At 37.3% G+C, this 14,056-nt stretch carries 12 protein-coding genes; 1 reads left to right on the forward strand and 11 read right to left on the reverse strand.

What is annotated here, in order from left to right; all coding sequences use genetic code 11:
* Positions 1 to 16: 16 nt before the first annotated feature.
* From ACJJVX_RS17805 to ACJJVX_RS17855, 11 genes are all read right to left on the reverse strand, one after another.
* Positions 17 to 262: a helix-turn-helix transcriptional regulator gene (locus ACJJVX_RS17805; RefSeq protein WP_054205544.1), complete on the reverse strand. Its 246-nt coding sequence runs from the start codon at positions 260 to 262 to the stop codon at positions 17 to 19.
* Between the two features lie 1,226 nt (positions 263 to 1,488).
* Positions 1,489 to 1,827, reverse strand: coding sequence for an iron-sulfur cluster insertion protein ErpA (erpA, locus tag ACJJVX_RS17810; RefSeq protein WP_054205543.1), 339 nt, complete (start codon positions 1,825 to 1,827; stop codon positions 1,489 to 1,491).
* 249 nt (positions 1,828 to 2,076) lie between these two features.
* Complete coding sequence (locus tag ACJJVX_RS17815; RefSeq protein ID WP_054205617.1) at positions 2,077 to 2,475, reverse strand: diacylglycerol kinase; 399 nt, start codon at positions 2,473 to 2,475, stop codon at positions 2,077 to 2,079.
* Between the two features lie 29 nt (positions 2,476 to 2,504).
* On the reverse strand, positions 2,505 to 4,208 hold the full coding sequence (locus tag ACJJVX_RS17820) for a ShlB/FhaC/HecB family hemolysin secretion/activation protein (protein ID WP_405632720.1): 1,704 nt from the start codon (positions 4,206 to 4,208) through the stop codon (positions 2,505 to 2,507).
* Positions 4,205 to 5,884 (reverse strand): phosphoethanolamine transferase, encoded by a 1,680-nt coding sequence (locus ACJJVX_RS17825; protein WP_054205616.1) that lies wholly within the window; start codon positions 5,882 to 5,884, stop codon positions 4,205 to 4,207. The genes ACJJVX_RS17820 and ACJJVX_RS17825 overlap by 4 nt, the downstream gene beginning before the upstream one ends.
* Before the next feature lie 307 nt (positions 5,885 to 6,191).
* Positions 6,192 to 7,484 carry an ATP-binding protein gene (locus ACJJVX_RS17830; RefSeq protein WP_054205541.1) on the reverse strand — a complete coding sequence of 431 codons (1,293 nt, stop codon included), beginning with the start codon at positions 7,482 to 7,484 and terminating at the stop codon, positions 6,192 to 6,194.
* Between the two features lies 1 nt (position 7,485).
* On the reverse strand, positions 7,486 to 8,205 hold the full coding sequence (locus tag ACJJVX_RS17835) for a winged helix-turn-helix domain-containing protein (protein ID WP_405632723.1): 720 nt from the start codon (positions 8,203 to 8,205) through the stop codon (positions 7,486 to 7,488).
* Positions 8,202 to 8,636, reverse strand: coding sequence for a DUF3019 domain-containing protein (locus ACJJVX_RS17840; RefSeq protein WP_082355625.1), 435 nt, complete (start codon positions 8,634 to 8,636; stop codon positions 8,202 to 8,204). Before ACJJVX_RS17840 ends, ACJJVX_RS17835 begins: the two co-directional genes overlap by 4 nt.
* A gap of 11 nt (positions 8,637 to 8,647) precedes the next feature.
* Positions 8,648 to 9,481, reverse strand: a complete 834-nt coding sequence (locus ACJJVX_RS17845) for a MipA/OmpV family protein (protein ID WP_170173074.1) — start codon at positions 9,479 to 9,481, stop codon at positions 8,648 to 8,650.
* Between the two features lie 187 nt (positions 9,482 to 9,668).
* Entirely contained in the window at positions 9,669 to 10,490 is an 822-nt protein-coding gene (locus ACJJVX_RS17850; RefSeq protein ID WP_054205538.1) for an ABC transporter substrate-binding protein, read from the reverse strand.
* Positions 10,462 to 11,655 carry a porin gene (locus ACJJVX_RS17855; RefSeq protein WP_054205537.1) on the reverse strand — a complete coding sequence of 398 codons (1,194 nt, stop codon included), beginning with the start codon at positions 11,653 to 11,655 and terminating at the stop codon, positions 10,462 to 10,464. The genes ACJJVX_RS17850 and ACJJVX_RS17855 overlap by 29 nt, the downstream gene beginning before the upstream one ends.
* 99 nt (positions 11,656 to 11,754) lie before the next feature.
* On the opposite strand from ACJJVX_RS17855, the gene ACJJVX_RS17860 reads away from it, so the two are divergent.
* Positions 11,755 to 13,635, forward strand: a complete 1,881-nt coding sequence (locus ACJJVX_RS17860) for a methyl-accepting chemotaxis protein (RefSeq protein ID WP_054205536.1) — start codon at positions 11,755 to 11,757, stop codon at positions 13,633 to 13,635.
* Positions 13,636 to 14,056 lie beyond the last annotated feature (421 nt).

Consider the following 14,056-nt stretch of genomic DNA (forward strand, 5'->3'; position numbering starts at 1 on the left):
ACAACGCGCTAAGCTTTTATAACTGATCTTCTTTTAGTAAACCTAACCCTTCATATGGGTCAACTTCTAACGCATCACAATAGCGCAAGAATTCAATTACATCTAAGCGACGCTCTTGATTTTCGATTTTACCAATAAATGAATGCGGAGTACCTAGTACTTGTGCCAGGCTACGCATAGTGTGACCTTTCTCATGGCGTTTGCTTTTTAGCCACTTAGTCAATCTTGAGTTTTCTTCTGAAGAAACTGTTTTACCCATCATAAAAAACATCTCCTACTAGATGATTTAAAATTAATTTAGTCTAAAAGTGAAATTTTGCCCGTCTCACTCTTGGATACATTATATACTATTCAGACTCATGTGAAATAACTAATTTCAAAAAAGAACCTTTTACAGGAACGAGTTATTACAAGAAATACATGAGTTGCAAAATGAGCAACAATAGACCTATTTAATGATTCGTTCCTCTTTAATGTAACAAATTATTTATATAATGAAACTATTTTTAGGATAATAAATTTAAACACTAAAAATCAACAACTTAAAATCAAACAAAAATACATATTTAACTCGGAGAACAAGAAATGTTTCGTTTACTGTTTTTATTACCTATTATCCTATGCGTTATTTGGTACTTTTTTCTTAACAAAAATGGTGTCCCAATCAAGCAGGGAAAAAAAGGGTTTATATACATATTAGTATTTTCGACCCTTGTATTAAGTTTCTTTATTTTAATGATACAAGTCACTCACCATAAATAGTGAGTGACTTAGTCAATTTCCACTTAACTACACTCGCGTAACATTAAAAAGAAATGAGTAAAATAAGGGTTAAAACGGTGGCAAAGGTTAAACCCTGCACAGCCACTGCACTGGCTCGTTGTATTGACTATTATGTTGAAGGAGTGCCAAAATCGATTGTTCTATTAAATAAATCAATATTGATCTGTAATACCTTTAGAGCGTGCTGACCTTTGTGGATTGAAATTTGCTCAATCTAGGGGCGATTTAATCGCGGCGCGTGGTTTATAACCTAGCGGGCTCGATAACTGCTCCTGCGTTATTCTACTGGCTCACATCCATGTGAGAATAAGTAAAAATCGAGCAAAGCTTCCGCGCCTGCGTAAGACATTATAAGTGACTATTAGTATCATATTGTTATTCACAACAATCTTCGCTAGTGTAATCACCTAAATCATTCAAAATGCTGCTGCACAATTTATCGAGTTCTGATTTGCCGTAAAATAACAGTGTTTTTATATTTTGAGCCACTAAGCTTTATAATTTACAACTTTATCAGCCTACGCAGACTATTTACTTTTGCCTGTGAGTCTTGCTACTGAGTAAATATTTTCAGCCCAGCGCTTCCTTTTAGGTGTAATAAAAAATCTAAGGCTTTACGATAATAACCTTTGCGTTTACCACTTTTTATAGATTTTAAGCAATAAAAAAGCCGCTATTAAGCGGCTTTCGTATACAAATAACGATTTAAACGCTGAAACTAGCGCCACACCCGCAGGTGGTTGTTGCATTTGGGTTAGAAACAAAAAAGCGTGCGCCTTCAAGTCCTTCAGTGTAATCAACTACACCATCAACCAAATACTGTATACTCATTGGATCAACCACTAAGGTGACGCCATTTTTTACGATCTCTAAATCGCCTGGGTTTGCTTTTTCATCAAAAGTAAAACCATACTGGAAACCAGAACAACCACCGCCGGTTACATAAACACGCAGTTTTAGTTCAGGGTTTTCTTCTTCATCAATTAACTGTTTAACACGAACCGCAGCTGCATCGCTAAACTTAATCGGTAATTCTTCTGACATACCAAGACCCTCAATTCCTACATTGATCGGATTATCTAATACCCGAGTGTTTTAATCAAGTATAGCGTTTATTTACTAAGCGCGAATACCTATAAATGATTAGGGCGTGTTAACCTTTGTGGATTGAAATTTCCAAACACACTGCTGTAAAATAAATCACGAAAGGTTAACACGCCCTAAAGTAACCGCCCATCGTTTTAAGTCAAAAATAGCACTGCTTGTGGTTTACTCTTTAAACACTGCTCATTATTAAAATGAATAACTGTAAATGGCATATCCCCACACCGCTGAGAATAAACCTAACGCGATAAAAACAGCAGCTGATCCCATGTCTTTGGCTCGACCAATCAATATATTGTGATCTAATGTTACTGCATCAGCCAGCGCCTCAAGAGCTGAGTTAATTATTTCGGCAAATAAAATAAATACCAAACTACTGATCAATAAAAATAAATGGCTAATAGATGATGACAACACAACAGCAAAAGGCAGCAATATTATACTCATAATAAGCTCCTGTCTAAATGCTGATTCGTGCTGCCATGCGGCTATCACGCCTTTATATGAGCAATGTGTCGCTTTGATGATTCGAGTAAACCCTTTGCCGTTTGGTTTGTTCACACTATGTATCGTATTGACGTTTTTCATCACTTTTCCTTCTGTTAACTGAAATAAATTTAAAGGCTCTGCTTTACTTGCACGCGCCATTGCCAACTATCCACATTACGACCTGTTGTAAGTGGTTTTATAATATCCATATGGATCACGTTGCCTTCACTTGAATGTGATGAAAATAATCTTGCACCAATGCCAATGCTCTGCAGTGTTTCATCAGTACTGTTAGTCGCAAATGATTCACCCCATGCTTTACCGCTATCAGCAAATGCCGCCCAAGCAACATTGACTAATTGATACAACTCCCAATGAGGGTTGTAACGTAGCTCTGCGGTTGCTGACCATAGATTGTCACCATGTTGATATTGCTGTGCATATCCACGAACTCCAGTGTCTCCACCTAAAGTAAGCGGTTCATCGTAATATTGATTTTTTTCTGCTCGCCACTGCGCTTTAAAATAACCAGCCCAACGAGGGGTTAGATATTGATACACCTCTAATTCAGTAGCTAACGCCTGATGATTGGGTTGATCTTTGCGCCAATAAACTTTATTACTAGTAGAGAGCAGGATGAGCGTATTTTGCCATTGCACACCTTTTGACAGAATATTTTCAACGTGAATACCTTTGCTGTCGTCTGAATTTAATGAGCTAATATCCACTCCTATTTTGCTCATCAATTGCCAGCCCAAATTAATATCTTCGCGATGATCAATAAAACGAATATTAGAAAATGTCTGATAGTCTGCTTGGCTATACTCCATGCCTATCCAAGGAAAGGTAAAGCCTCTATCTGATGGTAGCTCAGTGAGTATTGTGCTGTTTAAATTTTCAAAATGATGTCGCTCTTTATTCATTCCAAAATGCATACGTGCGGCGCTTAATTTATGCTGGGTAATTAAATGCCCATATGCCAGAGCAAACTGGTCAACATCATGAGAAAATTGCCATGCTAAAGTCCCGTTTTGATAAATGCTGTCGCGGCGATTCTCCTTGAATATCGATGCAGAATGTTGCTGCTTTGATGATTGCTGATAAAAAGGCTTTGAATAAGCTAAATAGGTCTTTTGTCCATCATCGTTATCAGCAAACTCAAATTCTAGAGTTGATTGCTTAGGAAAGTTAAGCGGCATGCTGAAAGTAACTTGATAGCCTGAACGCAAATGGTCTTTTTTATATTGTACGCCAGCATGAATACCTAGACCGAGAAAGTTATCTTCTTTAAAACCAAAGGCATATTTATTATTGCCTGCTCGTCGGCCAAAACTGATATACGGTACGAGTGACCAGGTATCCCATGTTTCAACTTTAAGTTCATTTTCTAGCGAGTCCTCACAACCTGCGACTAAGCTGACTCGGCTTTTACGTAAGAATGAATATTGGTTTAGAATACGTTCAGCCTCAACAAACTGCGCGCGAGAAATGACTTCAGCTTGTACAAAAGGAAGTAGTTTTTTCACAACGTGCTGCTGGGTATTAATATGTAACCAATTCGCTAAGCTATGTATATAAAAGCTATTGGATTGTGTTTCATCAAACAAAGGGTGACTAACAAAAGTAAGCTTATCAAGCGTAAATGGCTCTTCACTAGCGGCAACTGCTGTACACTCAACCTCCTGACTACTTATCGTAATACTATTAATAAACAATATGATAAAGCTTAGTTTAATGCTTTTCTTAGTTAGTTTTTTTAAACAATTATTCAGCTCGCCCCCTAAATAAAATACACATACCTGTAGCCGCAAAAACAAGCTTATAGTTTTCATTTATTGCCCCCTTCTGGCTTTAGATAAAAAAGAGGCGGGGTAACTTTAAACTCGTCAGCTATATTGACCTTTACTTCAAACAGCGAGAGGAGTGTATTGGCAATTGCATCATGTGAATGAGCGTGATCTTGGTGCAATTTTGTTTTTTCAATATCAATATAAGGCGCAGAAGACCAAGAAATTATTGGCACATGGGTTTGTGCATCCGGTGCAAATGCATAAGGCATACCATGCAAATAAAGCCCATTTTCACCAAGAGACTCGCCATGATCACTGACATACAACATCACGGTATTATATTGCGCAGCATTGGCTTGCAAAAGTTTGATTACTTCTGCCAAAAAATGGTCCGTATAACGAATGGCATTGTCATATGCATTAACTATTTCGTGTTTGCTACACTCTGATAGCTCTGCCGATTCGCAAGCAGGTGTGAAAAATTCAAAATCAGCTGGATAACGCTTAAAATAAGCAGGTCCGTGATTACCCATTTGATGTAAAACAATCAGTGTGTCTTGGGTTTGTTGGTCAATGTATTGCTGTAAATTGACCAACATGCCAACATCGCGGCATTCCACATCACATAGTGTATTAACCTCTGAACGGCGATAGCTTTGATACGCCAACCTATCAGCAACCCCCTTTGAGCTAGAATTATTGTCGCGCCAACTTACTCGTACTGAGCTTGCAGCGAGTACATCAAGGATATTTTGAGTGCTCTTAGCCTCACTCACAGTAAAATCATCGCGACCGAAGAATGAAAACATACAAGGCACAGACACAGCGGTTGATGTACCGCAAGAGCTCACTTGGCTAAAATTAATTAACCCCACTTGCTTTGACATATTTGGCGTTGTGTCACGAGGATAGCCATTTAAAGTAAGGTGATCAGCTCGGACCGCCTCACCGACCACTAAAATCATTAATTTAGGCTTTAATGTACTGCTACTTTTGCTTATTTTCGTCGTGAGAGTTCTAAACTCTTTGGTGTTTACCGATACGATTTGTTCGGCTAAATAATCTAGTGCTGAATAAATTGGATATAAAGGATTAGTATAATAACGCAGCTCCTTATGTAGGCGAAAAAAGCTAGTATATTGAGCACTAAAAGGCGCGATAAGTATGGGGATCAACATCATAATCGCCGTAATACTCAAAACTTGCTGACGTAACCGCTGTTGCCAAGTAGTTCTTTTCACTTGAATTAACAACAATAGGGCTGCGGGTAAAATCGCCATAAAAATGATTCTACTGAACAACCCTAAATTAACTATTTCTTGTGCTTCAGCGAAATTCGTTTCAACAATATTTTGGATCATCGTTTTATCTATCAGCACCCCTAACACAACGCCATAATAATCAACCATTGCAGCAATCAATAGCATCACCAACACCACTATTTTGACTGGTAGCAAAATATTAAGAACAAACATAACGAAAATAATCAGACTAAAAAGCAGCAAGCTTAACGAGATAATAAAACTTAGATTTCCTTGCCAAGGATATAAAGCATCAAGCTTGTCAAAGAACACCGTATTCGCCATTAAAACGATAAATACACAGCTGACAAGCAATAAAATAAAAGGGGAAATAACAAGTCGTTTTTTAACCTCTTCGAGCCGTTCATTTAATAAGTAAAATTTTGATAATAAATAAGTAAATGTTTTTTTTTGCATGATTTTTATAGCCAATTCCATTGTAGGAAAATAGCTTAGCGTGATGAAAAAATGAGTGCTGTATGAAGATGTTGTAATGTGTACAGGTACACATTACAAATTTATAAAATGTAGCTTTATGTAGGAATTTGTTGTGTTCAGCTCTTTTATTGAGGGATTTAACTTGATAACAACTTTTTTATATTCAATGCTTTAAAAAGCTAATTTAAACCGCTAAACTTTTTAAAGGGAGTATTGGATATACAGTATCTGAGTAAGCACCCTAAACTCAGGTTAAGTAGTTTATAACGATGAGTTTTTCGTCTAATTAGGCTGGTGTTCGGTTAAATACCACCGTAAACTTAGCTCCCCCTAATAGCTCTGACTGGCTAATAGATACTTTACCACCATGCCACGCAGCAACTCTCACAACGATTGCCAACCCCATGCCATAACCTTGCTGTATAGCGTTGCTTTCTCCTCGAGTAAAGGGCTTAAATACTTGTTCGCGCATTTCTTTTGAAATACCAGGGCCATCATCTGCAATACACATAACCACATTATTGCGTGTTTGCTGCGTTGTTATCTTTACTTGCTTAGTAGCATATTGCTGTGCATTTGACAGTAGATTATTAATTAGCATAGATAAGTAATTTTCATCACCATCGATGACTATTTTTTCCTTGGCTAATTCGGTTATATCCATTGCAACCGAGCAAACATCGCTTGAAGTGAGACTGCACACAACTGATTTTATCAAGGTATTTAAATTAAGCGGTAAACGTTTAACTTTAATCATTTTTTGCTCTAAGCTGGCGTAATTAAGTAAAACGGCAACGAGGTTTTCCATCTCTTGAATATCTCGACTCAAATGACGGACATACTTTTCTTTATTTTTTGGATTGTTTGTTTCACCCAAGGCTTCAATACCAAAACGCAATCGCGCTAGCGGGGTTCGTAAATCATGTGACACCGCATTACTTAATAATTTATTATCTTTAATCAACGTGTTTATCTGTTCAGCCATAAAGTTAAACTCATTTTCAATATCAACTATGTAAGATGAGTTTGAAACCCTAATACGAGCAGAGAAATCCCCTTCACCAAAGCGTTTTGCCGTGCTTCTGAGTAACTGTAACCGCTTAACTAAAGGGTAAAGCCAAATGAAGGCACACAGTAGAATCCCTGCATAAAATACGGTTGTTAAAATTATTTGTAGAGCAAGATTATCTTGTTGTTTGGCTTGTTGTGGGATACCCAGTGTCAATACTTGCTGCTGAGACTGTAATAGCTTATTCACGGTGATCAACTCAGCTGATTCAAGAACCAGTGGATCCCCCTGATTAAAGCTTTTTCTTAAGCTAATTGGTAAAGGAAACTCAGTTAAAGGCGTTAACGTCAGTTGCTGTTGGTTTTGCTGTTGCCACATTGCTACAAATTGTACAACGTTGTCGGTTTTTTCAAGTGTATTCGCCAATGAGGTAATTATTTGCTTATAAGTGCTAAATTCATCCGTGTGCTTTTTATCTTGGTATTCATTAAAAAAACTATCTAAGCCCCAACCTAAAAAGATGATGGCGGTAAATATTGCGATAACCAATGAGAATGTTAATTTCTTCACATTAAGACCAAGCGTCGGCTACAAGCAAATAACCTTTACCCCACACGGTTTTGATCCTGTATGGATTATTGGCGTCATCACCAAGCTTTTTACGTAATCTAGATATAACAATATCAACACGGCGGTCAAATCCATCATAGTCAATACCATTTAACTGGTGAAACAATTCCGTGCGATTAACCACTTGCCCCGCTGATTGCGCTAAATACCAAAGTAAATCAAATTCGTTAGATGAAATAGCGACATACTGTCCGTGTAGTTTAGTTGCCCGAGAGTTAGCATTAATACTAAGCTGGCCAAGCTGTATTTGGTTTTCGCTTACATTTGCTGTGTTAGCATTGGTTTTTACGCGCCGTAGTAAAGCTTTAATTCGAGATAATAATACCCGCGGTTTCACCGGTTTGGTTACATAATCATCAGCCCCTAATTCGAGCCCTAATATTTCGTCCATTTCATCATCACGGGCTGTCATCATTAAAATGGGTCCTTGATAAAAGTTACGAGCCTCTTTGCACACATCAAAACCATCTTTTACAGGCAACATAATATCTAGCACAACAAGCTCTGGCATATCGGCCTTAATCAATTCAACCGCTACATCCCCTCGATTAACCAAAGTTACTAAGTAACCATGCTCTGTTAAATAATCACTAAACCATTCAGCCAATGACATATCATCTTCAACTAGCATGATGTGCTGGCGGGGTATTTCTTCAATCAAAATAACTTCCAACTTGATTTGGGCCGTTTAGAGGATTCGAATACCCATGACACAGTGATAATCGCGGTAGCGAGATTGCTGTCTTGCTTGCTTTTTCGCAGGGCGTAATGACGTGTTTTATCTGATTGAAAATCAAAACTAAATTCACCATTATTTATTTTCGTCCAGCACTTTAATTTATGCAATGTCGATAACTCTACTAAGCAATAATCCCCAAGTTCTACTTGATGCCATTTAAACGTGACCTGCTGGTAACACGTCTGCCCTTTTCGCAGTGCAACACAACGCTTAGGCGTCACAAGCAATTTGTTTTCATTAGGTAACGTATGGTTAGCAGCATACGCGTTATTCGTAATCAGTTGACATAGTAACAATAAGCTTAAGTATATAAACACTTTACTCTGTGGATTTTTTTGATTAGTTAGTATCATGATTTACTCACTTAAAATACATAACTAATGCTTGAACTGATGCCAGTATAAATGTCTTTTTGCTTATTAAATAATGGGCTTTCGTTGTACCCAAACTCTGACCCTACAAATATTTCAGAGCGGAATAACCAACTTTCTGAAAGTGGATAGGTTACTCCTAGTGACGAATCAAAATTAAGTGTTGATTTACCTGTAAATGGTTTGAAGTTAGTTCGGGCGGCTTCATCTTCTGACACACCATAATAATAATCATTGAGCTTAGCGTCTCTAAACGACAATCCAAATAAGCCATGAAAATTCAAGTTCCTCACTTGCCAATTACGCCCAATAAGAGCCGAGGCAATAGTACCGCTATTTTCACTCGTTAAACCCTGCTTAAGAGTGAATTGCACAACATTCTCACCAATATAACCCGTTACTCTACCACCGAGCATGGTGTTGACATCTCGATCGTCAATACCTTCAAAATTAACTTGATTCTCTTTTTTTCTTAAACCTGTTCCCGGCCCGGTAAAAACAATATCAAATGACCAATTATTTTCAGCGTAAGCTGTGTAGCCAAAGACAAGTGAGTCAGGTGCTTGGTTAGCAAAGTCGATAAAGAAGTTGTGCCAATTATAACTGCCAATGAGTGTGGTACCGAGGTCGAGATCGTCGTCATGAGGATTAATCGTTGAACGATTAAACGTGCTCAAGCTTAAACCAACTTCAAAGAAGTTCTCAGGGGCACTACCTTGATCAATATTTAGACTTATTTCTCTGGTTAAATCTGCGGCATAACTAAAAGATGAACACAAAAAAGATAAAACAACTGCAGATAGGAGATGTTTGACAGATAAACACATTACGCGCCGACTTCCTTATTGATTAATCACCCATTCATTATATTCTTTGATAATCAAAAAAACGTATCAAGATGCTGCGTTTGTAACAAAATGTAGGCTTTGTTATTTTTTATAAAACTAGTCCCGAAATAATAAACGATGCATTTAATCTAATCAATGTACAAAAACCGCATAACTATCAAAACACTCACTCTTTAACTTTCCCTGTTTCATTCATCACATCAAGCAACGCTCTATTCATTCTTTTTATAAAATCGTCTTTATATGGATAGCTAAACTCACGGCTAAATCCTATGTGCGCGGTTCTATGACTAAGCTCATCTTTTTCTATAACTGTAACCGTATTATATTGCGGGTAAGTTTTATTTATGCTGTTTAGTTCATATTGTGTGGCTTTTCTATCGTTGACGTAACAATCTATTTTATTGGTAAGTAATTTGATTACATTCGCTGCGGTGCTTTTATTTTCCCATAACTGGATTCGCCCTCGTGCAATTGCTTGTTTATAACGTTCATCCAGCAGTAAATAACCAGCATTCATTCCTAAATGAACAGGTTTATTAACCGGTAAATCTAAATTTAATGCAGCTTTTAAATCAACATTTTCACGACAATAAGTCACCACAAATTCGGTCCCTAACGCCACCGAATATGACGAAATAAAAGGCCTTGAATCATAATGTAAATACGGAGGAACCACGCCAATAACATCGCCTTTTTTAACGGTAAGTAATGCTCTTTTCCATGGTGTTGGAATTATTTTAACGTGATAATCTAGCTTTAATTGAGTACTAGCACGTCTCAATAAATCAATATAAATCCCTTTTACTTCACCATTTTCTAAATAGCTATACGGCGGATAATCATCGTCAGCTAAAATAGTAACATCTACGTTGCTATGACTTGTAAATGCACACATCAGCATGAGTAAGCCCGTAATCAGTATTAAACGCTTTTTTAAAATATGCATGTTTTTACTATTAGTAACTCCACTTTTGTGAGTAATCATAGCGAAACCCTACTGATAATGAACTAAAGTCAGCTAAATAATCAAAGTCTCGGTAAAGGTATTCAACATGTAAACGTAAGTTTTCTGCAGGCAACCATTCAAGCGTTAAATTTGCGCCATTATAGTTTTGCGTTTGATCGGCTTGGTGTCCATCATCAAAATCAAAATAACCCATTTTTACTTTATAATTTTTGCTAAGCGGATAAGCCATTGATACATCAAGTGTATGCCCGTCTCTATCCAGGCTTAAGTCTCTATTGTATTCTTTTGCTTGATATCCCAGCGCAAAATACAAACCACTATCAAAAGAGTAAGCTACTGATCCAGCAACAATATTATTATCTCCCAACGCTTGTTCATTTTCATAGATACCTTTATTTGTATACGTCAAAGCAACATGTAAATTATTTTTATCATAACTTACCCCACCATTGATAAGGTCACTTTTATTATCGCCTTGTGCGCCATTAAATTGGCTAACCAGCATCCACGTAAAATCACCTTGCGTTATCTGATAAGTAAGCAGGTTATTTACAAAAAAGAGACTTTCAGGATCATATGCAAAAGGGCTATTACCGTGGTTAAAAATATCGACGTACTCAGCAATAAACAGGTACTGAGCTGGGCGCTGTTTGCCTATACCGACCTTCCCATAAGGGCTATCCAAAGCAACATAGACTTGCCTAGCTTTACCAAAATCACCATTGTTTGATAAATCAACGCCCCACTCACCATGGAGAATCCCTTGCCATTGGTCGTTAAATTCTACCGTTGATTTAATACCAACATGAGAAAGTGCGTCTCTTACATCCCATTGAGATTCGTTGTCTTCATCAATATATCCGAGTGTTGGTCTTATTGTTGCGTAAATTTTAACATCTTTTTTAATAGCCTCAGGTGATGATACAGGTAATTGCAAATCAGTAATTGGGGGGATTATTGCGACATTTGACGCAACAGAAGAACCCTGTTTTTTATTTTCAAGCACCTCAATTCTTTTACTGATACTCTCAAACTGTAGTGTTAATGACTCTAAAGCGGCTAATTGCGCGCTGATTTTATTTAGCTGTAATTTTAAATTTTTTAGTTCTTGTTGTTCATCTTGAGCGTATACTGAAAACGAGCAAGATGTAGTTAACAAAAAGCAGATGAGCTTTATTTGCATGAATGCGCCTTACCATTTAAACTTTTCCTAAGTGTAGACTATGTTTATATATACATAACAAAAAACACTCGTTCTTATTCAGTCAAAAAGTGAAATATTATGAAAATCAGAACTAAATTCTCCATCGCTTCAGGCATAGTGGTATTTATCGTTATTTCACTACTTGCAACAACAACATACTTACTTGTACAACAAACGCTAAAAAAGTCCACCGACGCGTATGTGCAGGATAATGCATCACTGTTATCACAAAGCATTAGCAATTGGCTGGTTAGTAAATCAGCACAAGTTAATGTTTTAAAAAAGCAGATTGAATCAGACTTCTCTAAAGATAATTTTCAAGCTGGGTTAGAAAACCCAGCCTTTTCAGATGATTTTTCATTAATGTTTGGTACGCTAAGCGATGAAAAAGGGCTTCGCTCTAATGATAAACAGAGGGTTAATCCACCTGGTATCGATTTTAAAGAAAGACCATGGTACAAGTTAGTGCAAAACAACGATGCGATCTCATTTACCGCACCTTATGTTGATGCTGCTACAAACGAACTATTATTATCAGTTGTCACTGCAATTAACACTTCTAGTGGTTTTCAAGGTGTTATTGGTGGTGATTTGAGCTTAAATGCCATTGCTGATAGCGTAAATACCATTAACTTTAACGGCAATGGTTTAGCATTTGTTGTCGATGGCACTGGTAAGATTATTACTCACCCGACCACCAGCCTCAGCAATAAACAAACTCAAAATATTTACCAAAAATCCCCAACTGAAAGTAAGCAAATTTTAGAGATTGAGCACGAAGGACAAACAAAGTTACTCTACTTTTATCCCTTGAGTGATAACGCTGGCGTTGATTGGTCTTTAGCCATGCTACTTGATAAAGATAAAGTGTATGAATCCCTAACCGTCTTTACAACACGTACCTTTTTCATTGCTATTTTAAGTATTGCTTTTTGTGTGTTGGTCATCAGAACATTGGCAACAATACTATTAAGACCGCTAGATGAACTAGAGCATGCAATCAGTGAAATTGCCTCTGGTGGCGGAGATCTAACTCAACGATTAACTGTAACTACAGAAGATGAATGTGGCGTGGTAGCTAAAAGTTTTAATCGCTTTTTATCGTCATTACAGATATTAGTGACGGGCGTTATTGATAAAGCGAATAGTGTTGAAGCGCAAAGTGCAGCAGCAAAATCATTATCAACCGAATCAAGCCGCTCCCTGAACGAACAATACCAATTAATTGATAGTCTAGCCACTGCGATGCATGAAATGAGTACCACCTCATCTGAAATTGCCTCCAGCGCACAAGAAGCTGCAACATCAGTAACCTTGGTAAATGATTCAACGAGTTCAAGTAAAACCTTGTTTGAAAAAACCACATCAGATATTACTAATCTATCGGATTCAATTTCTAACTCCCAAGAACTGAGTAATCAATTAGCGGAACACAGTAATAGTATTGAGCAAATACTTTCTGTAATAAATAACGTAGCAGAGCAAACCAATTTGCTTGCACTAAATGCAGCAATTGAAGCAGCAAGAGCTGGGGAGCAAGGGCGCGGGTTTGCGGTTGTGGCCGATGAAGTAAGAACCTTAGCCTCAAGAACGCAAAGCTCAACAACAGAAATAAAAGCAATGATTGAGCAGATTCAACTGTTTTCATCAAAAGTACAGCAAGCTATGGAGCAAAGTAAGCAAAAGGCATCGCAGTGTGTTGAGCAAACTGAGGTTGCCAATCAATCTTTAAACACTATTTCTATGTCAGTTAAAGACATTATGGATAGGAACTTTCAAATAGCTGCCGCGATTGAAGAGCAAAGCACGGTTATTGAAGAAATTAATAAAAATACAATTAATATTAAAGATATTAGTGTGCAAGTGGATGAATTTGCTAAAGAGCAATTTGAAACCAATACAAATCTAGCTGAAAACGTAAATGCTCAGCAAGATTTACTGAAAAAATTTATTGTGTAATTAAACTTGCTGGTATATGCCCAAGCCACCTCAAGATGTAAGTGTCAGTTGGAATTAAAAGCGATTTAGACAAGGCATTGATTGTAAATAATGGTTGCTCCCTTGTTAAAATCAATAGCGCAGTATAAATCGCTTTTAAACCAACCCTTTGGGCATTTCACAGACGCTTACTTTCATCGTTGTAACTTCTTAAAAGGGACTGCCATTACTGCAAATAACGCCTTGATATTAAACACCTGTGAAACGCTGAATTCTGCATTTTGAGGTGGTTTGGGCATAAATATACCTGCAAGCTCACCTTCTGTATATTGAAACTGTATTAATAATACGGCGCACTAAGCCGTCTATTTGCCACTAATAAATCACCCCATCCCCCCGTACTTATGCCCTTGAAATGAGCCTGATAAAATCAGAGGTTATC

Source organism: Pseudoalteromonas sp. Ld20 (genome assembly GCF_045064175.1).
Lineage (GTDB): Bacteria > Pseudomonadota > Gammaproteobacteria > Enterobacterales > Alteromonadaceae > Pseudoalteromonas > Pseudoalteromonas neustonica.